The following is a 20,514-nucleotide window of genomic DNA, read 5'->3' on the forward strand; positions in this document are numbered from 1 at the left end:
ATCAATTAAATACCATGTTTTTCCCATAGAAGATCTCATCCATCTCCCATTTGACGCTTTTCTCAATTTCCAACTGCTCTTCTATGCTGAGCGTATCTTTCGTGTATCCGAACAAATAGTTATTCAGATCAAACTCGCGAAGCTTGCATTTCGTGTGGAAAATATTTTCCTGATACACGTTCACATCAATCATCTGATATAAATCTTGAATTTCCTCTGGAATATAATTTTGAATAGAGCTGATCTCGTGATCGATGAAAAGCTTATGCCCGCTGATGTCACGCGTGAACCCTCTGACTCTGTAATCCATCGTCAGGATATCGTTATCGAAAGAACGAATAAGGAAATTCAACGCTTTAAGCGGCGATATTTCTCCACACGTTGACACATCAATGTCAGCTCGGAAGGTGCTGATTCCCTCATCAGGGTGATATTCAGGATACGTATGGACAGTAATGTGACTCGTATTGAGATGCATGACCACCGCATCTGGTAAGGGCCCTGGCGACTCTTCAAACGATTCACTTGGTTCCTGCTCAATAGGACCTTCAGACACCAGCATGGTTACGCTAGCTCCTTGTGGTACATAGTCCTGCTTGGCGATATTTAATACGTGCGCGCCAATAATATCGGCAACTGTTTTCAATAAAGCTGTTAAACGATCCGCATTATACTGCTTATCAATATAAGCTATGTAGGCTTCGCGCTCTTCTCTTGTTTTGGTGAAACAGATATCGTACATATTAAAACTTAGCGATTTGGTTAAATTATTAAAGCCATGCAGAGTGATCATCTGCTCCGAAGTTAATTTCAAGTAAATCCCCCCTATGTGTAAACTGTAAACTGTTTACACAATTATTAAACAGCTACACATAGGATGGTATGTCGGAGTCGCTTTTATTCTATGCTAACTTTCTATTTGTCATATTCCAGTTTCTAAGAATCAGCTAGAAATCGCTTCTGCAAATTGGGATGGCTCCTAAGTAAATCCTGATATGTTTGGCCCCAGTATGCCTCTTTTAACTCGTCTCTCGACAGTTCCAGACTCGTCAATTTGCCTAATTGTAAAGCATGATAGCGATATGCATTGAAAAAATTTCTTTCCGCTGTGCTAATCCGACTCCCATTATAGATAGAAGATTGCGTCGTAAACCCTATGCTAACGAGTATGGAAACAACTGACGCTACGATGCGAGATACCATGTAGGAGGCAACACCAGCCCACCCCGTCAATACGAATCCAATCGCAACGGCAATTATCGTCGGAAGAAAGAGTCCATATATATGCGAAAACATAGCACCTAACTGAATAAAAGGGAACCACACGATGCCACTAAATGTAAGTAGAATACCTACCGTCATTGCAAATAACGTACATATGGCAATATTCGAAGGACTTAATTGCAGTGCAAAGCACAAGATACCTGTGACAAAACCTAAAGATGAAGTCATCACACTAATGGACTCCGTGGTTTTGAGAATGCTGTCCGGTTTAATATCCGGATACAATCTCGCCATAAGACCAAAGCTTGTTGGAACGTCCAGACTTATTTCAAGCCCCTGTGGCGTGTAAATAGCCATACCCTGTCTCTCCTCTGCGCCTCCATCTATTAAGCTCTCTTTTTCCTTGTAACGACATCGAAAATAACTGCAATTGCGAGTACCGCGCCACGAATCATGTATTGATACGAAATGCCTATTCCCATGAGATTCATCCCACTGGATAAGGAAGCCATTACAATTGCGCCGATAATGGAACCTGTCACTTTACCAACGCCGCCTGCTGCGGAAACTCCGCCAACATAAGCCGCAGCGATCGCATCGAGCTCGAACAATGTTCCTGCAGTCGTTGTAGCGGATTGCAAACGCGCCGTAAAGAGGATCCCGGAAAGTGCTGACAGCATACCCATCGATCCAAATACGATATACGTAATCTTTTTCACACTAATCCCGCTCAAATTCGCTGCCTCTGGATTACTGCCTACGGCATAAATATGTCTGCCTAATACCGTTGAAGTCGTTAGGAAGTGGTATACCGCCACCACAATCATGACTACGATCACCGTCCAGGAAAAGCCGTTATACCCAGCTAGAATCCATGTAATATATGCGATGATCGCCGAGACGAAAATAACCTTCACGGTGAAAATATTGGCAGAAACAACTTCGAAATTGTATTTCAGCTTGTTATTTCGTTTTGAAAATTCACTATAAATATAAAGAATAATCATGACTGCTCCCAGAATTAAGGAGAGCAGATTTAATCCCGCTATCTTCGTAATCGCGGGTATGAAGCCATTGCCGATCGCATTGAAATTCTCATCTTTTACGATAATCGTGCCTGTTTTCTCCGTTACGCGCAGCAGTGCGCCTCTGAAAATCAACATGCCCGCAAGGGAAGCCACAAAGGACGGAATACCGAACTGAGCAACCAATAATCCATTGAATAACCCTACGATGATACCTAGCACGAGAATGATTGGAATGGTGATATAGAACGGAACTCCCGCTTGCGAGAGGAGTACGGCAGCAATTGCGCCTAGAAACCCTGCCGCAAATCCTACGGATAAATCAATATGTCGGATTACAATGACGAGGGTCATACCTACAGCTAGAACCGCAATATACCCCGTTGCGTCAATCAGATTACTTATATTTCGCGATGACATGAACAACCCGTCTGTCATGATGGAGAACGTCAGCATGATGATGAATAGGGCAATGTACATCCCATATTCTCGGATATTCACTTTAATTAGCGATTTCGCTTCACTATAAAATTGCACGGGTCTTCCTCCTATTGCGTTGCAAGCTTCATAATTATTTCTTGATCCGCATCCTCGATGGATAGCTCGCCTTTTATTTTACCTTCGGCCATGACATAGACACGATCACTCATGCCCAAAACTTCACTAAGCTCTGATGAGATCATGATAATGCTCATTCCCTCACTAATCAGATTGTTCATAATCGTATAAATTTCATATTTAGCCCCGACATCTATGCCGCGCGTAGGTTCATCTAAGATGAGCAGACTCGGATTCACAAATAACCATTTGCCGAGAGATACTTTCTGTTGATTTCCACCGCTCAAATTGCCAACAATTTGTTCCACGGAAGGAGCTTTAATATTTAATGATTGCTTGTAATGATTCGATATTTTCACTTCTTCATTATGATTAATGATGCCATTCTCGGAAATCTCATGCAGGTTGGCAACAGCAATGTTTTGCTTGATATCTTGGATAAGGAACAACCCGTCCCCTTTACGATCTTCCGTTACATAAGCAATACCCGCCTTGATGGCATCCCTCGGATGGCTGAATGTTTGTTTAGTGCCTTCCATAAGGAGATCTCCGCGAAGCTTATACGCTTTGGGGTTTCCAAAAATACTTTGCGCTAGCTCCGTTCGACCTGAACCCATCAAACCAGCAATACCAACAATTTCACCCTTTTTAATATGCAAATTCACATCTTTCACTACGTCGCGACCCAACTGAGGATCATACGCCGTCCAATTTTGAATCTCGAGTATATTCGTACCGAATGACTTCGTCATTCTTTTCGGATAAATATCGTCAATCTCACGACCTACCATGTTTTTGATAATGACACTTTCCGAGATCTCACCTTTTGCAGCGTCCAGTGTACAGATGGTTCTACCATCACGTAACACAGTGATATGATCGGCAATCGCCGTCACTTCTTTAAGCTTATGAGAAATCATAATGCTCGTAATGCCTTGTTTTTTCAACTCTCGCAATAGTTCAAGTAGGTTCTCGCTTTCTTTCTCATTAAGTGCAGCTGTCGGCTCATCCAGAATGAGCAGCTTCACATCCTTGCTTAAGGCTTTGGCAATTTCAACGAGTTGTTGCTTACCTACTCCCAAATCTTTAACTAGAACCTCTGGATTCACATCCAGCTTCACTTTATGAAGCATTTCTTTAGCCTGACGAATCGTTTGATTCCAATCGACCATTATACCTTTTCTTACTTCGTTGCCTGCATAAATGTTCTCATACACCGTAAGGTCCGGGAATAGCGCTAACTCTTGATAAATAATGGCGATGCCCGTCTTCACACTATCGCTGATTTTGGAGAATTGCTGAACCTTGCCCTCGAAAACAATATCTCCTGCGTAAGTGCCGCTTGGGTATACACCGCTAAGCACCTTCATTAAAGTCGACTTGCCTGCGCCATTTTCACCTACCAAACAATGAATCTCGCCTGTATTCACTTTAAAATTTACGTTCGCAAGAGCTTTCACACCTGTAAATTCTTTGGAAATATTGTTCATTTCTAAGATATATTTACTCATCATCAAACGCTCCTTAGCCAACCGACTCTCGGAATAGAGGAATAGTGATAGACGCATCTATCACTATTCCTTCCAAGCTATGTGATCTTACACCTACAAGCCTTTGAAATCGGATGCTTGATAGTACGCAGAATCCACAAGTGCAGATTTAACATTTGCTTTGTCAACGACGATTACATTCGTTTGTTTGGCTTTCACATCAATTTTGCCATTGTTATACGATCCTGTTGTTTCAGGTGTTTTGCCATCTAGAATAGCTACAGCCATGCCCATTGCATCTTTAACGAGTGTACGAACATCTTTGAACACCGTCATGGATTGTTTGCCGTCAATTACATATTGAATCGAAGCTTTCTCAGCATCTTGACCCGTTACCAAGAACTTTGTAACCGCTTTATCTGATGCGAACACATCTGCGATAGAACGAGCTGTTCCATCATTTGGAGCTAGAATGGCAACATCGCCCTTCATGTCTGCTGCAGCAGCTGTCAAATGTGTTTGCGCTTTATTTTTCGCTTCATTCGCATCCCAGTTCGTCGTGACTTGCCCGATTATTTTACTCATTTGTTCACGCGTTAATTTGGCAGTTCCTTTCAAAGCAGCAGCCTCACTGGAATTTGCAATTTTGAATGTGCCGTTGGCAATTTTCGGTTGAAGCACTTGCCATGCACCTTCGAAGAACAAGAACGCATTGTTGTCCGAAGCAGCACCTGCGTACAAGTACAAGGGTTGACCTGGTTTCGCTTTATCAACTAGGTACTGTGCTTGCGCTTTACCAACAGCAATACTGTCGAATGTCACGTAGTAGTTAACCGCATCTGTTTTGGTAATCAAACGGTCATAGGAGATGACTTGAATACCGGCCTTCTTAGCTGACTCAACAGCCGCTGCTGCTGCATCTCCGTCTTGCGGGCAAATGATTAACACTTTGATTCCTTTTGCGATCAAAGCGTCAACGTTTTCTTTTTCTTTCGCTGAGGAGCCTTGGCTGAATAAGATTTCCGTTGTATATTTCGAACCTTTCAAAGCGTCTTTGAAACGTTGCTCATCTTGAACCCATCTTGGCTCGTCTTTGGTAGGCAATACAATTCCAACGCTTACTTTCGAGCTGCTAGAGTTCCCACATGCTGCAACCATCACGGCTAGAAACATAACCACTAACATCAAAGAAATCGCTTTCACACTTCGTTTCATTTGTAATACCCCTCTCAATTGTTTTGGCTGTGCGCCAACTACAAACTGAGTATATCACCGGGATTTTCCAATGTAACCGCTTTATATTAGCACTTTTTTTAACAATGCTATACTATTTTGTCATTTGCCTTTGATTCACATTTTTATATACGTCTTCTCTCAAATGAAAGCCATCTGCGATGATCGTGGCATCCATATTCGACTGATCCACGGCAATCGGTTCGAGTAAAATGGACGGTACATCAATTTTCTTATTGTTTACTTTTTTATCTGCATGAACATTTTCGCCTTTCGCCATTTTCACTGCAAGCTCAGCAGCGGTTTCTGCAAGCTTCTTGATGGGTTTATACACCGTCATTGTCTGTGTACCTTCGACGATTCGCTGCGCAGCTGCAAGTTCTGCATCTTGCCCCGAAACGGGTATACGACCTGCCATCTGCTGCGCTGTTAAAGCTTGAATCACGCCACCTGCTGTCGCGTCATTCGCGGCAACAACCGCGTCTACTCGATTCTGATTAGCGATTAAAGCCCGCTCCATGTTCGCCAATGCATTAGCAGGCTTCCACTCCTTCGTCGCTTGATCAAAAACGATAGTAATATCCCCCTTCTCGACGAGAGGCTTCAGAATGTTCATTTGACCTTTCTTGAACATATGCGCATTGTTGTCCGTATCCGCGCCTTCGATTAAGACATAATTGCCCTTAGGAGCTTTCTTCACGATCGCTTTCGCTTGCAATTCACCAGCTTTCTCATTATCGAAGGAAATATATAAATCCACGTCCGAACCCACAATCAAACGGTCATACGAAATAACCTTAATACCCGATTTATGTGCCTTCTCCACAATCGCTGCGGATACCTCTGCGTTGTGGGGCACAACGACAAGCACATCTACACCACGTGATATCAAGTTCTCTGCTTGCGCAAGCTGCAAAGCATCGTCGCCATTCGCGGCTTGAACCTCAATAAGCGCACCGAGCTTTTCCACAGCAGCTTTGAATAAATCCCGATCCTTCTGCCACCGTTCTTCCAACAGGGTATCGATCGATAAACCAACGACCACTTTGTTGTCGTTTTGTATAATCCGATTGGGGTTTGGCTTACTTTCGATTTGCTGACTAGCTTTATCCGTTGGTGCACTGTTCGTTCCAATAAACGAGCAAGCCGATAGCACGAAGGCCATAATCACGGTGATACCAACCACTTCACTACTCTTCCTGACATGTTTCAGCGCAAACCCCTCCTTAACGCTTTCTTTAGAAACTAACTTCGTAAGCATGTATTCACATGTGCTTTTTGTTGGTTGGCCGAATCAGCATCTTCCGATAATCCGTCGGAGAGTGTCCTACTAACTTTTTAAACACGCGACTGAAATAATTCGGATCGTTATATCCCACTTCAAATGTAATTTCTTTGAGACTTTTATCCGTTTCCTGCATCAATTGTTTGGCCGTTTCGATCCGATATTCCGTAAGAAAGTCTATATAATTCATTCCGAAATGCTCTTTAAACAGCTTACTGACATAGAAAGGATTCCGATCAACCGTAGCTGCAATCCGCTCCAAGGACAATTCCTCATGAGCATGTTTCTGGATATATAACTTCATCGTTTGGAGTAAATCTGTCTCAACGACTTCTCCAACCTGAACTAAGTTTTGAATTAATAGTCGGGATTCTGCTTTCAATTGCATGTAACTTGTCGTTGTATAGGGAAAATAAGGTGTATGGACATCCATCCCCATTTCCTGCAACATGCGGGTCACAACGATTAACACTTCAAAAATTCGTTGCTGCGACATCACAACGCCTTGCTGGGCGCCTTCAAAGACATCAATCATTTTGGCAATCTGATCTCCAGCTGCTTCTAGATTTCCGCGTCTAATCTCTTCGAGCACACTCTTCTCCATCTCAACGGTTCGAACGCCAATCGCCTGAATATCATCCCGTGTCAAATTCTCATACAAACAATAACGAGCAGACAGCGTGTTATCCATCGACGCCAACAAAGCTTCATGATAGGATTTGCGCATGTCCCGCACGTCCTTACATAAGCCGCCTATGCCAATAAAAAGTCGCAAACCACGCTTCATATCCAACGCTTGGATCCATTTCTTCGCTACACTTATGGCCTGTGCGCGATAGGAAAATTCACCATCCACAAATACAATCGCTGGTACTTGATTGCCTGACATTTTCCCTAGCCAGATCGGATTGGTAACATCCAGAAGCAACTCACTTAATTGCAGATACACATCATCGTAATCCCGTAGATGCGAAGGTTCCGCCATATCATGCGAGAATTGCAAGGTCATCACAAAACCGTCTCGCCCAGACGGAAACCCAATTAAGTCAATCAATTCCGCAAGTGATGCCGATTGCACATAATCAAATAGCAGCTGCTCCACAATATCAGCCTCTACCAGAGGCGTCATCTTCTGCAGCCGTACTTGCTCTAAGCTTCTACTCGCCAACTCCTGTTGAATCATTGTAATCTCATTGGCTACCCGGCCAATCGTCTCTAGCACGACAGAAAGTCGGCTTGGTTTCAGCATATAGTCATACACGCCTAACTTAATGGCTTGTTGAGCAAATTCAAACGTGTCAAATGCAGTAACCACAATAAACTTAACTGCTTTATTAGTCTCCCTAATCTTCTCTATCGCTTGAAGTCCATTGATGCCTGGCATCTTAATATCCATCGTGATCAGGTCTGGTTGTAACCGCTCTGCAGCTTCAATGGCTTCTCTGCCATTCGAGGCTTGGCCTACGACCTCTACATCTGGAGAACCTTCTTCGATAATTCGTTGCAACGCAATCCGCTCAATTGGTTCATCATCCACAATTAACATACGAATCATACGACATGCCCCCTCGGCAGCTTCAATGTAATACAAGTGCCAGCTCCTAGATGGGATTCAATCTCTATGATCTCTTCAACCCCATAGAATAACTGTAAGCGATGAATTACATTCCATATGCCTATCCCCGTAGAATGGCCTTTATATATGGAATTTTCCGTCTGAGATAATAATCGATTTAGCTGCTCTTCATCCATGCCCTGTCCTGTATCTTGTACCTGAACAAGGATGTGTTTCTCTACCTGCTTAACTCGAATCGTAAGCGTACCACCTTCTTCAGCAGGTTCAATCGCATAAATAAATGCGTTCTCTGCAAGCGGTTGCAAAATAAGAATAGGAAGCTCAATTCCCAATGCATCCTCATCAATTTCACGAACGACTTGCAAACGATCACCAAAGCGAGCCTTCTGAATCGTTAAATACTCCTCAAGCACTTCGAGTTCATCCTTTAATGACACTCGGCTATCCAGCTTACGGAGATTATATCTAAGCATACCGGCAACAGAGCTAATTAATTCGCTTGTTTTTCCCGCGCCTGCCAAATAAGCTTCCTTCGACAACATATTTAACGTATTGAAAAGAAAATGGGGATTAATCTGACTTTGTAAGCTCTTCAACTCGCTTTCCTTCAGCATGAGCTTATGTCGATGTAGATCATATTCCAATTGCGCTTTACTTTGAATATCATCGATAAAATGACCAATCTTAAGTCGCATACTGTCCAGCGTTTTAGCCAAAAAGGATATTTCATCGTTATTGCCCAAATCAATGGGATTTTTAAAATTCCCCCGTGACAATTCTCGCGCAGACAGCGTTAATTTCAGTAGTGGCTGTGTCACACTATCAACAAATCGATAGGAAAACAGCAAAAGCAGCAAAGAAACCAGGGCTAACGTCCAGAGTCCCATCTTCTTTATATTTTCACTTCGCTTAATAATTTTTCTATAGAAGGCATCATAGGTGTTCTGTTCACCACTAATTAAAGTGAGTGTCGCTTCTGAAATATATTTGGAAATATTGGATGCTTCATCAAATTGTTTCGCTGCGTTTTCTTCATCATTATCTTTTTGGAAGCGAACGGCCAAATCCATCGCCTCTGCCTGACTTTCCAGCATGTTTTGCAAATTATCTAGCAACATCTTGTTGCTTGCATTTCGCAACCAGCTCATCTCTGTCTTGGTTCGAAGTAGACTATTGTTATCCGAGGCATATTGATTCAAGCTTTCTAACGTAGGTGACATTCGATATTTATTCAGAGTGGTTAGTGATTGTTGACTTAATTGCGAGGCTTGATTCATTTGCATATAGCGCTGAAGAATTTCATTATACTTTTCGACGGTACGCTGATTATAAATACTCATGGAAAGCCAAATAATCGCCATAATTACCCAGATCAAGATCGACAGCATCATCATTTTACTTCGAATGGTTTTCAAGGCGCTCTCTCCTCTTCTCCAGATGAAGTCACCACGCTAATTGGCGTGAAGTAGCTGTTCTCAAGCGGCAGCTGCGCAGCATCTAACCAACGTTTCATTAAATTAACACTGAGAATACCCATATCTTCATAATGCTGCGAGAGCCCAGCTTTCACCTGCCCATTTTTAATAAGCATCATGGTTTGGGGGGAATCATCGAATTGGAAAATCGGATATTCCTTGGTCCGCGAGCGCGAATGCGCCGCTTGAACGATACTCTCTCCAGATTCGGACGACAGTCCGATAAAGGCCGTCACATCCGGATAGTGATTCAAAATATCATTCGTTTGCATCTTCGGTTGTGTCATCTCAGGATCATTAGCTGCAATTACGACCCTTAGTCCTTCGTATTTCTTAAAAACTTCGGAAAGACCTTTCAATCGCAGATCATCCGTTGATGGTGAGGATATGCTCTTAATGACACCAACTACGCCTTTTCCATTCAACTGGGTCGCAATGTACTCTCCCATAATAATTCCTTCTCGATAATGATCGGAACCGATATAGGACTTACGTAAGCTGCTCGGAGCATCGGAATTAATCGTAATGATCGGTATCCCTTTCTCTGTCGCCTTCTTCACCATAAGATTAAAATCTGGATGATCCACACCTTCTACAACAATCCCGCTCGCTTTGGAAGCGATTGCAATATCGATCTGCTTAATTAACCCTTCCAAGTTCGAACGGTATACACCCCAGAAATCAATTTGAATATGATGTTCTTCTGCGGCCTCGCGAGCCCCTTTTTGAATGGCATTCATCATAAAGCTGCCTTGTTCCTGTGAGATGATCACGATGCGCTCGGCATGTTCACTCACCATAGGCTCTCCTGCGGTAGACATACTCAAATCGCTTTGATAAATCTTGAGCATATAGTAGAAAGAAAATGACAGCGTAACAAAACTACTGGCTATGATCGCAACCAAAATCAATTTTTTCATACTTTCACCCACAGACTCTTCCAATTTCCAGTAATTCTATCATGATTTCGGGGATTCGAATAGAATCAAAATAAAATCCAGCAACAATTACGTCGCTGGAAGTAGGATTTGTGCAATCTGCTGTAAGACACGCTCATGATTGAAAGCGCCTTACATAAACAGCTGCTTAATCAGTCATCCGCAGCACAATCCGACCTCGTCCGTGCCCCGTCTCGCTCTTCTCATGTGCTTGGCGCGCATCTGCCATTGCAAAACATTGATCAATGTGAATCGTTAACTTTCCTTCTTCAATTAGCTCAGCAATGGCTTTCAAATCTTCCTTCGTGGCGATGCCCGGACGAATCAACGTGATGCCGTGCTGCTTGGCTTTCTCCAGCGGCGGTTGGCCCGCGATCGAAGCCAATCTGCCTCCTTGCTTCAGAACGGACCATGTACGTGCGAGGGTGTCACCACTCACCGTATCTAGTACGAAATCGACATCCTGTACGATCTCTTCGAATCGTTCAGACGAGTAGTCAATCACCTTGTCTGCGCCTAATGATGCCACATAAGACACATTCTTCGGCCCTGCCGTACCTATCACTTCTGCACCGATCCATTTCGCGAACTGTACCGCAAACATGCCAACGCCTCCCGCGGCGCCATGAATCAGAACACGCTCATTCGGCTTCACTTGGCCTTCCGAAACAATGGCACGCCATGCAGTTGTGGCTCCCCCTGATAATGTCGCAGCTTCTTCGTAGGTTATCGAAGCTGGCTTCCGGGCAATCGCATCCTCAGGCGCAGTCGTGTACGCTGCATAAGTGCCTTTCGTACTGCGGCCGAATACAGCATCTCCAATATGCCAAGTGGACACCCCTGCGCCAACTGCCTCAACAACACCTGCGAACGCTGTTCCTGGAATATATGGAAATTGAACCGGCATCGGGAACAGTCCACGGCGTATTTTCCAATCCACAGGTAGAACACCCGCAGCAAGAATGCGAATAAGCACTTCGCCTTCTTTGGGCTGTGGTATAGGAATTGTTTCTACTTGCAAGACTTCAGCCTCACCAAAAGCATGGTAACGTACAGCTCGCATCAGCTTAACGTCTATCTTGTCCATAGGATCACTCATTTTGGATCTCTCCTCTTTTCTTCTCATGTATGGTATAATTAATGTGTATACTCAGTAATTGGATTTAAACTGAGTATACTCAGTACTTTCTCAGATGTCAAGGAGGACTATGAAGCCAACTCAAACCAACACACCTGAAGAACTACCTACATCCATGGATTCCAGCCTTTCACCACCAATTCCTACGGCGGGAGATATTTTACAACTATTGATACGTACGACTCATCGATTGCATACGCAATTTGAGGAGCACTTAGCGATGTTAGGAATCCCTGCTTATTTAACGGGGCCGCGTGTACGTGTCCTCATTGCGATTGAAGAAGAAGGACGTATTCGAATGTCAGATCTCGCGACCAAATTAGGCATTAAAGCGCGCACTGTCACACAATTCGTTGACGCACTGGAACAGGAGGCGCTCATCCACCGTACGACGGATCCTGATGATCGTCGAGCAACTTTTCTCCAGTTGACGGATGAAGCACCTCCCATGATTGCGAATGCTCGGGCCGCGATGAGCCAAGCCTCTGATCAGGTACTCCAATCCTTATCCGCCGAAGGCAGAAGTCAACTCCAGTCCTTATTATTCAGTTTGTAGGTCTGTTGGATTTTCTATGTAACCAGTGGTAGAATATAGGAGGTTGTCCCAATTTCACAATTAGAGGAGAATGGTCATGTCAATTAATGCTTATTTAAATTTCCAAGGAAACACTCGCGAAGTTGTGACTTTCTATGCAGAAGTATTTAATCTGCCCACTCCAAAAATCATTACATTTGGCGATATGCCAGCTCATCCCGACTATCCGCTTCCTGAAGAAGCCAAAAATGGCGTTATGCACACTCGTCTAGATATTAACGGAAGCCCGCTTATGTTCTCTGACGTATTCCCAGGTATGCCTTACGTTGTAGGAAACAACATCAGTCTTTCCTACGTTAGCGCAAACGCCGATGAAATCCAAAACGCTTTCCATAAGCTCAAAGAAGGCGGAAAAATTGGCATGGAACTTCAAGCGACTGACTGGAGTAAATTGTACGGCCAAGTCGAGGACAAGTTCGGCATTCTATGGCAGTTCAATCTTGATAGTGGTGAAAGTTTCTAGAAATTACACTTAGCTTTCCTTAGAGAAAAAGGATTCCATCGCTCACTTCCTTCAAGTGAGTTTACGGAATCCTTTTTATTTGCACTATAAGATGGGTGATATCAACTTCGAAATCGACTCCAGGAAACGGATGCGAAGCGACCGCTTCTCATATTCCTCCAACGTCAACTCCATACACCCCTCCATATCCTTCCAGAAGGTGTTTTCCAGCTTCGTTGCTGTCTCTTCATGAAACATCAGTGCATTCGTCTCAAAATTAAGCCGTAAGCTGCGAATATCGAAATTTGCAGTACCGACTGAGGCCACTTTACCGTCTACGATAATTGTTTTGGCATGCAGAAAGCCATAATCATACAGATAGCATTTCACACCTGCACGCAGCAGTTCCCCCACATAATACAATGAAGCCCAATGAACGAATAAATGATCAGCCTTCTCAGGTATCATAATTCTAACATCAATCCCCGATAGCGCGGCAATTCGCAAGGCATTCAACATACTTTCTTCGGGAATAAAATAAGGTGTTTGCAGCAAAATTCGGCTTTTGGCCAAATGAATCAACTTAAGAAATGTATACACAAAATGCGGCCAAGTTTCATTCGGACCACTTGCGACAATTTGCATGGGAACCTGACCTTGTTTGGCATTCTCCAAAACTGCTGGGAAATATGTCATATCTACTTCCAATGTTTCTGCCGATGCAAGGTTCCAATCCAGGATGAACCGTGATTGCAACGCTCGCACGACACTGCCCGACAATCGAAGATGTGTATCCCGCCAGTAACCAAATTTCGGATTCAGGCCCAGGTACTCATTCCCTATATTAAATCCGCCAATGTATCCGATCTGCCCGTCAATAATGACGAGCTTGCGATGATTCCGATAGTTAACACGATAATTAAGAAAAGGAATACTTGACGGAAAGAATGCCGCTTTGTGTCCACCTGCCATTAGAAAATCCTTGAAAAACGAATCTTTCAATGTACGCGAGCCGATATCATCATATAAAAAACGAACAGTCACCCCTTGTTTCGCTTTGCGTGTGAGTACTTCCATTATCCGCTGACCCAAGGTATCATTTTTAACAATATAATATTGCATGTGGATATGGTGCTCAGCAGACTCAATTCGACTAATCAAATCATTAAACTTCTCTACCCCATCTGTGAAAATATGTACGTCGTTGTCCTGCGACAAAAATGAATCATTCGTAGCTACATTCAAATAAATTAAATAACGATACTCCATCACCATCGGATCGATATAGGGAAAAGTCCCATCCATGAGCTGCTGCCGCTGCTCACCAATCACCGTTTGCATCCGTTCCTGCATGCGCTTATTCCATTTGTACAGCTTGCGGCGGCTCAAGTTTTGACCCAGCATCACGTACAATAGAAAGCCTAGAATTGGAATGAATAGCAGCACCATTAACCAAGACCATGTAGCAGCCACATTACGCCTTTCTAAGAAAACCACCGTGAGCGCCAATAATATATTTACGACGAACAACACGGTCAACATATGAGAAATCCAATCCATACCCATTGTACCACTCCAACCCTCTTTACTTATCTGTATCTATTATACCTGAATTTTCTAAATAACGAAAAAAGCCTCTGAATTCTTTCGAATTAAGAGGCTTTCTTCCAGTCAATTAAGAAGTCATTTCCGTGTAAAGTGTGATATATTGCTGAGCAGATTTGCGCCAGCTAAAGTCACCTTTTTTCATATTGTGCTGAATCTTCATCCAACTGTCACGATCATTCTTATAAAAGAAAACCGCGCGTCTGATGATGTGAAGCATATCGTGAGCGTTATAATGCGTGAAGGAGAAACCTGTGCCCTCTCCTGTAAATTCATTATAAGGCTGCACCGTATCCTTCAGACCGCCTGTTTCACGAACGATCGGCACAGAACGATAGCGTAGCGCAATCAACTGTCCAATGCCACATGGCTCGAACTGTGATGGCATTAAGAAGAGATCTGATGCAGCGTAGAACTGGTGTGCTAACGCTTCATCAAAATAAATGTGCGCCGACACCTTAGTCGGATGTGTGATTGCAGCGTTCCGAAACATTTGCTCATAGACAGGCTCACCAGTTCCAAGAACAACAAGCTGTATGTCTAAGGCTAGGATTTCACGAAGCACGTGCTGAATCAGATCTAGACCCTTCTGTTGTACTAGACGTGTTACTAGTACAATCATTGGGATATCGCCGTTCACAGGAAGTCCTAGACGCTCCTGAAGTGCCGTCTTATTCTGCGTCTTCTTTGGTAACGAATCCCGATAATTCACAACCAAATTCTTATCCGTCATAGGGTCGAACACATCGTAATCAATCCCGTTCACGATGCCTGTTAATTGATCTTTGCGGTGGCGCAGTAGGCTGTCCAAGAATTCACCGTAATACGGTGTTTGAATCTCCTCCGCATATGTCTGACTTACTGTTGTTATCTGATCCGAATACAACAGTCCCCCCTTCAGGAAGCTTGCGCCACCGTGAAGCTCTAGCGCTGTTCCTGAGAAGTGGTCATCTGACAAACCGAACAAATCCTTGAACACTTGTTGGCCAAATACGCCTTGATATTTCAAATTATGAACAGTCGTCATCGTCTTGATCTCGCTAAAGAACGGCAAATGCTGATAATGAGCCTTCAACAACACAGGAATCATACCTGCTTGCCAATCATGACAATGAATCACGTCCGGCCCAAAGTCCAGATAAGGAAGGGCCTCAATGACACCTCGACAGAAGAAGCCAAATCGCTCCGCCTCATCCCCAAAGCCATATATACCAGATCGCTTATAATAAAACTCATTATCGACGAAATAATAGGTAACCCCTTCATGCACCAACATATCAATGCCGATATATTGTTTCCGCCAGCCCAACTGTACATCAAATGACGTCACATGTGTCATCAGATCTCTATACTTAGCCGGGATATCACCATATTTCGGCAAAATAACACGCACATCAAGTCCTTGACGCGTCAGCTCCTTAGGCAAGGAGCCGATCACATCCGCTAAACCGCCTGTCTTTATAAAAGGAACGGCCTCCGAAGCCGCGAACAGTATTTTCAATTTGCCACTCCTCCAACTTTGCTAGAACCTGATCCAACACACGAACTTGCGATTAGATCACTTTGGTTTTCGCTGCAATGAATGGTGCTTTATTGTCACCAGTTAATACACGGCCGCGGCTAATGAAGACGTCCTTATCCAGAATCGCATTCTCGATAATTACGTTTTCCTCAATCTCGCAGTTTTGCAGGATGATACTGTTTTTCACGTATGCACCCTTGCGAATCTTCACACCACGGAACAGAATGCTGTTCTCCACTTTCCCTTCAATCTGGCAGCCATTTGCGATAAGTGCGTTCTTAGCGGAAGCGGAGTCCAAATATTTGGCAGGCGGCTCATCCTTAACCTTGGTATAGATCAGATTATTCTTCTGGAAGAACAGCTCGCGCCAAATCGCAGGATTCAGCAGCTGCATACTGTGCTTGTAGTAACCTTGAATGGAATTCACAATGCCCAGATGCCCTTCAAATTTGTAGCCATAAACGCTCAGCTTATCAATATTTTTCATAATGCCATCACGGACCAAATGATCATATCCTTGCGCTAAGCAGGATTCCACCATATCCAAGAGCAACGCTTTGCTCATGATATACATTTCCATGGAGATGTTGTTCGTCCGCAAACGACCCGTATGATCTTCCATTAAGGTTACTTGACCAGTGTCCTTCACAGCCATGCGGCGGAATTTCCCATGAACCTCTTCATCGGTTTGCTTATAAATCACAGTGATATCCGCTTGCATATCTTCGTGGTAACGTACCGCATCGCGTAGATCCAGATTGCACACCATGTGGCTGCGAGAAATAATCACGAACTCTTCTTTACCACGGTAGAAATAGTCACGATGGCTATAGAACTGATACAAATCACCGCGCGAGATGCCCGTCGGTTCATCCAGTACGGAAGGTAGGACGAAAAGTCCCCCTCGCTTTCGATCCAAATCCCACTCTTTTCCAGATCCCAGATGATCCATGAGCGAACGATATTTGTGTTGTGTGAATACAGCTACATTGTCAATCCCTGAATTCACCATATTCGATAGTGCAAAATCGATTAACCGATAACGACCACCAAAAGGCACAGATGCCGGGCAGCGGAAATAAGTCAGTTCCTCCAAATCATCCGGTTCATTGACTAAATTAATGACTCCCATCACATGTTTCATCTGACATCATCCCTTCTGATTAGCGTAGCCTGTTACCCGTTCGTTACCGCCAATAAGTACAATTTCACCATTGCCATCGACAACCGCACCATCTTCAACGACCGTATTCTCACCAATAATGGCTTTGATAATCGTAACGTTATTACCAATCTTGGCATTCGGCATAATGACGGAATCTTTAATTTGGCTGCCTTCACCAACTTGGACACCGAAGAAGAGAACAGAATGATCGACATCTCCAAAAATGGCACAGCCCTCATTGACCAATGAACGTTTAATATTCGCCGTAGGCGCTACGTATTGAGCTGGTTGATACGGATTCTGTGAATATACACGCCAGTCTTTATCATTTAAGTTTAATTCATTATTGTCATCTAAAAGATCCATATTGGCTTCCCAAAGGCTATCAATGGTTCCAACGTCTTTCCAATAACCTTGGAACGGATAAGCAAACATTCTCGCTTCATCCTTCAGCATCATCGGAATGATATCTTTCCCAAAGTCCTTACTGGACTCCGTATTCGCCTCATCCTCAAGTAAATAGGATTTCAATACTTTCCAGTTAAAAATGTAAATACCCATTGAAGCCAAGTTAGAGTTTGCTTCTTTCGGCTTTTCAGCGAATTCGGTAATCTCCTGCTTCTCATTTACGCTCATGATACCGAAACGGCTTGTTTCTTCCCATTTCACTTCGATAACAGCGATCGTTGCGTCCGCTTTTTTCTCTTTGTGATAAGAAAGCATGAGATCGTAATCCATTTTATAAATATGGTCACCCGAGATGACCAAGACGTATTCTGGATCATACTGCTCGATAAAGCCGATGTTGCGATAAATCGCGTTTGCAGTTCCTTTGTACCAATCTCCACCTTTTTGCTCCATGAATGGTGGCAATACAGTCACACCGCCATGCTTGCGGTCAAGATCCCAAGAGCTTCCAATACCAATGTACGTATTGAGAACAAGAGGCTGATACTGTGTAAGAACACCTACGGTATCAATCCCTGAATTCGTACAATTGCTGAGAGTAAAATCAATGATGCGATATTTGCCGCCAAAGTGAACAGCTGGCTTAGCTAAATTGTTCGTCAGTACGCCTAATCTTCGCCCTTCTCCTCCAGCGAGGAGCATAGCAACACATTCTTTACTGCGCATATTTGATTTCCCCCTTCACCTTCATCAATCTCTGATTGGAATTCACTCACACACTTGATATAGACAGCCGCAAGCGGCGGAATACATAACGATAAACTGTATGGCCTACCATGCATGGGACTTGCTTTGCTTGTGATTGGCAGCGTATTTCCTTGTCCGGAACCGCCAAACTCAGTAGCATCGCTATTAAAAACAACTTCGTAGAGACCTAATTTCGGAACGCCGATCCGATAATCCGGATGAACAACAGGTGTGAAATTACACACAAGAATAAGTTCATCCTCCGGCGATTTCCCTTTTCGCAAATAAGTGACAACACTTTGGCTCTCGTCATGTGGATTAATCCATGCAAAGCCTTCTGGATCATGATCCAGTTGCCACAAGGCCGGTTCGTTCAAATAAAACTGATTGAGCGACTTCACGTAATGATGCATCTGCTCATGCTTCTCGTACCCGTCTAATAGAAACCAATCCAGCTCCTCGAGATCCTTCCATTCATCGAATTGACCGAATTCGCTTCCCATGAAAAGCAGCTTTTTGCCTGGATGCCCCGACATATAGCCATATAAAACACGCAAATTAGCGAACTTCTGCCAATAGTCTCCTGGCATCTTATGCAGGAGTGAACGCTTTCCATGCACGACCTCATCATGTGACAAGGGAAGTACATAATTTTCACTCCATGCGTACATGAATGAGAAGGTAATTAACTTGTGATTATATCTCCGGTGGATGGGATCCAGCTTCATATATTTTAGCATATCGTTCATCCAGCCCATATTCCACTTGTAGTTAAATCCAAGTCCACCTTCGTGCACTGGAGCCGTAACAAGCGGCCAGTCCGTGGAATCTTCCGCCATCATCAGCGCATCTGGATAATACGAGAATACAACTTGATTCAGCTTGCGAATGAACGCAACAGCCTCCAGATTCTCCTCGCCACCGTGCTGATTTCGGATCGGAGCCTCATCCCATCTGCCGAAATTAAGATGAAGCATGGAAGCAACTGCGTCCACTCTGATCCCATCCATATGATACATGTCCATCCAAAATAAGGCATTTGAGATTAAGAAGCTCTGTACCTCCGGTCTACCGAAATCGAAGGTAAGTGTCCCCCACTCGAGTTTCTCCGCTTTGCGAGGGTCTTCATATTCATACAGAGGCTTTCCATCAAACTGGCGGAGTCCATGACTGTCCTTGCAGAAATGTCCGGGTACCCAGTCCATAATGACACCAATACCTTGTTGATGACACCGATCAACGAATCGCATGAAATCCTTCGGAGCACCGTGACGACTAGTAACCGAAAAGTACCCAGTTGCTTGGTAACCCCAAGAACGATCGAAGGGATGCTCTGCCAGCGGCATGACTTCAATATGCGTATACCCCATGTCAACCGCATAATCCACCAATTCAGTCGTTAATTGTTCGTACGTGTACAGCTCCTCGCTTGTACGATCCTTTTTACGCCAAGTGCCTAAATGCACTTCGTAAATGGACAGCGGCTTGTTATAAGCGGGTACCTCTTTCTTCTGCTGCTGCCATGTTTGATCCTGCCATTCATACCCCTCTAAATCAACCACCCGTGATGCCGTACCGGGCCTTAATTCAGAATAGAAGGCATAGGGATCAGCTTTTAATAAAATCTGCCCTGTCTGACTATGAATTTCGAACTTGTAATAGTCGCCTTCACGTGCTTCTGGAATGAAAATCATCCAGAGTCCTAATGAACTAATCTTTTCCATCGTATGCCCGCCGGATTGCCAATCATTGAAATCTCCAAGTACAAACACGGTTCTCGCATGCGGTGCCCAAACGGCGAATCGAACACCTTCATGGCCTATTTCTTTGCTAACATGTGCCCCTAAGATACGATAACTGTGGAAAAGGGATCCTTCATGAAGCAGAAACAAATCCTCGGAGCTGGGTATACCAACGTTTGCTCCCACATTATCCCCCCTATTTCCGACATGTCCTTACTCTAAGATGCGTGTAACAAATCGTCTCTACCTCTACAAATACAACAAACAGGTAAGGAATTCCTTCAATTCGATACGAATAAAAAAAAGGAAATCTCTCAACCTTCGGTGAATTATTGATAGGACAAGA

Annotated in this window: 17 protein-coding genes; 2 read left to right on the forward strand and 15 right to left on the reverse strand. The window is 43.8% G+C overall.

From position 1 onward, the window contains the following. Nucleotide 1: 1 nt before the first annotated feature. The 10 genes from speD to L6I86_RS04935 all read right to left on the reverse strand — a co-directional run bounded on the left by speD (nucleotide 2) and on the right by L6I86_RS04935 (nucleotide 11,903). Entirely contained in the window at nucleotides 2–814 is an 813-nt protein-coding gene (gene speD, locus L6I86_RS04890) for an adenosylmethionine decarboxylase (protein ID WP_236285144.1), read from the reverse strand. A 122-nt stretch (nucleotides 815–936) separates the two neighbouring features. Next, entirely contained in the window at nucleotides 937–1,581 is a 645-nt protein-coding gene (locus L6I86_RS04895; protein WP_236285145.1) for a hypothetical protein, read from the reverse strand. A gap of 29 nt (nucleotides 1,582–1,610) precedes the next feature. Beyond that, complete coding sequence (locus L6I86_RS04900; RefSeq protein WP_236285146.1) at nucleotides 1,611–2,786, reverse strand: sugar ABC transporter permease; 1,176 nt, start codon at nucleotides 2,784–2,786, stop codon at nucleotides 1,611–1,613. Between the two features lie 11 nt (nucleotides 2,787–2,797). Continuing rightward, a complete protein-coding gene (locus L6I86_RS04905) occupies nucleotides 2,798–4,318 on the reverse strand; it encodes a sugar ABC transporter ATP-binding protein (protein WP_236285148.1) in 1,521 nt (506 codons plus the stop codon). Between the two features lie 93 nt (nucleotides 4,319–4,411). Next, nucleotides 4,412–5,512 carry a sugar ABC transporter substrate-binding protein gene (locus L6I86_RS04910; RefSeq protein ID WP_236285150.1) on the reverse strand — a complete coding sequence of 367 codons (1,101 nt, stop codon included), beginning with the start codon at nucleotides 5,510–5,512 and terminating at the stop codon, nucleotides 4,412–4,414. Between the two features lie 112 nt (nucleotides 5,513–5,624). Beyond that, nucleotides 5,625–6,791, reverse strand: a complete 1,167-nt coding sequence (gene xylF, locus L6I86_RS04915) for a D-xylose ABC transporter substrate-binding protein (protein ID WP_236285152.1) — start codon at nucleotides 6,789–6,791, stop codon at nucleotides 5,625–5,627. A gap of 4 nt (nucleotides 6,792–6,795) precedes the next feature. After that, nucleotides 6,796–8,370 carry a response regulator gene (locus tag L6I86_RS04920; protein WP_236285154.1) on the reverse strand — a complete coding sequence of 525 codons (1,575 nt, stop codon included), beginning with the start codon at nucleotides 8,368–8,370 and terminating at the stop codon, nucleotides 6,796–6,798. Then, complete coding sequence (locus tag L6I86_RS04925; protein ID WP_236285162.1) at nucleotides 8,367–9,806, reverse strand: sensor histidine kinase; 1,440 nt, start codon at nucleotides 9,804–9,806, stop codon at nucleotides 8,367–8,369. Before L6I86_RS04925 ends, L6I86_RS04920 begins: the two co-directional genes overlap by 4 nt. Next, entirely contained in the window at nucleotides 9,803–10,786 is a 984-nt protein-coding gene (locus L6I86_RS04930; protein WP_236285164.1) for a sugar ABC transporter substrate-binding protein, read from the reverse strand. Before L6I86_RS04930 ends, L6I86_RS04925 begins: the two co-directional genes overlap by 4 nt. Nucleotides 10,787–10,952: 166 nt before the next feature. Beyond that, complete coding sequence (locus L6I86_RS04935; protein WP_236285166.1) at nucleotides 10,953–11,903, reverse strand: NADP-dependent oxidoreductase; 951 nt, start codon at nucleotides 11,901–11,903, stop codon at nucleotides 10,953–10,955. A 109-nt stretch (nucleotides 11,904–12,012) separates the two neighbouring features. On the opposite strand from L6I86_RS04935, the gene L6I86_RS04940 reads away from it, so the two are divergent. Together L6I86_RS04940 and L6I86_RS04945 are read left to right on the forward strand one after the other, a co-directional pair. Then, the gene (locus L6I86_RS04940; RefSeq protein ID WP_236285168.1) at nucleotides 12,013–12,498 is read left to right on the forward strand and encodes a MarR family winged helix-turn-helix transcriptional regulator; all 486 of its coding nucleotides are present in this window, start codon (nucleotides 12,013–12,015) and stop codon (nucleotides 12,496–12,498) included. Nucleotides 12,499–12,574: 76 nt separating this feature from the next. Continuing rightward, on the forward strand, nucleotides 12,575–13,000 hold the full coding sequence (locus tag L6I86_RS04945) for a VOC family protein (protein WP_056620783.1): 426 nt from the start codon (nucleotides 12,575–12,577) through the stop codon (nucleotides 12,998–13,000). An 84-nt stretch (nucleotides 13,001–13,084) separates the two neighbouring features. Here the strand turns inward: L6I86_RS04945 and cls are convergent, their stop codons facing one another. The 5 genes from cls to glgB all read right to left on the reverse strand — a co-directional run bounded on the left by cls (nucleotide 13,085) and on the right by glgB (nucleotide 20,354). After that, nucleotides 13,085–14,545 carry a cardiolipin synthase gene (cls, locus tag L6I86_RS04950; protein ID WP_338113356.1) on the reverse strand — a complete coding sequence of 487 codons (1,461 nt, stop codon included), beginning with the start codon at nucleotides 14,543–14,545 and terminating at the stop codon, nucleotides 13,085–13,087. A gap of 109 nt (nucleotides 14,546–14,654) precedes the next feature. Next, nucleotides 14,655–16,085, reverse strand: coding sequence for a glycogen synthase GlgA (glgA, locus tag L6I86_RS04955; protein ID WP_236285170.1), 1,431 nt, complete (start codon nucleotides 16,083–16,085; stop codon nucleotides 14,655–14,657). Nucleotides 16,086–16,137: 52 nt separating this feature from the next. After that, the gene (glgD, locus tag L6I86_RS04960; RefSeq protein WP_236285172.1) at nucleotides 16,138–17,250 is read right to left on the reverse strand and encodes a glucose-1-phosphate adenylyltransferase subunit GlgD; all 1,113 of its coding nucleotides are present in this window, start codon (nucleotides 17,248–17,250) and stop codon (nucleotides 16,138–16,140) included. A gap of 6 nt (nucleotides 17,251–17,256) precedes the next feature. Continuing rightward, nucleotides 17,257–18,405, reverse strand: coding sequence for a glucose-1-phosphate adenylyltransferase (locus tag L6I86_RS04965; RefSeq protein ID WP_236285174.1), 1,149 nt, complete (start codon nucleotides 18,403–18,405; stop codon nucleotides 17,257–17,259). Further along, entirely contained in the window at nucleotides 18,348–20,354 is a 2,007-nt protein-coding gene (gene glgB / locus L6I86_RS04970; RefSeq protein WP_236285180.1) for a 1,4-alpha-glucan branching protein GlgB, read from the reverse strand. The genes L6I86_RS04965 and glgB overlap by 58 nt, the downstream gene beginning before the upstream one ends. Nucleotides 20,355–20,514 lie beyond the last annotated feature (160 nt).

The sequence above is a fragment of the Paenibacillus allorhizoplanae genome (genome assembly GCF_927798215.1).
Lineage (GTDB): Bacteria > Bacillota > Bacilli > Paenibacillales > NBRC-103111 > Paenibacillus_E > Paenibacillus_E allorhizoplanae.

What these genes read in the sequence shown, in the direction of transcription:
- L6I86_RS04895 (WP_236285145.1), bottom strand. Translation starts at nt 1,581, where the DNA reads ATGGCTATTTACACGCCACAGGGGCTTGAAATAAGTCTGGACGTTCCA.
- L6I86_RS04905 (WP_236285148.1), bottom strand. Translation starts at nt 4,318, where the DNA reads ATGAGTAAATATATCTTAGAAATGAACAATATTTCCAAAGAATTTACA.
- L6I86_RS04910 (WP_236285150.1), bottom strand. Translation starts at nt 5,512, where the DNA reads ATGAAACGAAGTGTGAAAGCGATTTCTTTGATGTTAGTGGTTATGTTT.
- xylF (WP_236285152.1), bottom strand. Translation starts at nt 6,791, where the DNA reads ATGCTTACGAAGTTAGTTTCTAAAGAAAGCGTTAAGGAGGGGTTTGCG.
- L6I86_RS04920 (WP_236285154.1), bottom strand. Translation starts at nt 8,370, where the DNA reads ATGATTCGTATGTTAATTGTGGATGATGAACCAATTGAGCGGATTGCG.
- L6I86_RS04930 (WP_236285164.1), bottom strand. Translation starts at nt 10,786, where the DNA reads ATGAAAAAATTGATTTTGGTTGCGATCATAGCCAGTAGTTTTGTTACG.
- L6I86_RS04935 (WP_236285166.1), bottom strand. Translation starts at nt 11,903, where the DNA reads ATGAGTGATCCTATGGACAAGATAGACGTTAAGCTGATGCGAGCTGTA.
- L6I86_RS04940 (WP_236285168.1), top strand. Translation starts at nt 12,013, where the DNA reads ATGAAGCCAACTCAAACCAACACACCTGAAGAACTACCTACATCCATG.
- L6I86_RS04945 (WP_056620783.1), top strand. Translation starts at nt 12,575, where the DNA reads ATGTCAATTAATGCTTATTTAAATTTCCAAGGAAACACTCGCGAAGTT.
- cls (WP_338113356.1), bottom strand. Translation starts at nt 14,545, where the DNA reads ATGGGTATGGATTGGATTTCTCATATGTTGACCGTGTTGTTCGTCGTA.
- glgD (WP_236285172.1), bottom strand. Translation starts at nt 17,250, where the DNA reads ATGAAACATGTGATGGGAGTCATTAATTTAGTCAATGAACCGGATGAT.
- L6I86_RS04965 (WP_236285174.1), bottom strand. Translation starts at nt 18,405, where the DNA reads ATGCGCAGTAAAGAATGTGTTGCTATGCTCCTCGCTGGAGGAGAAGGG.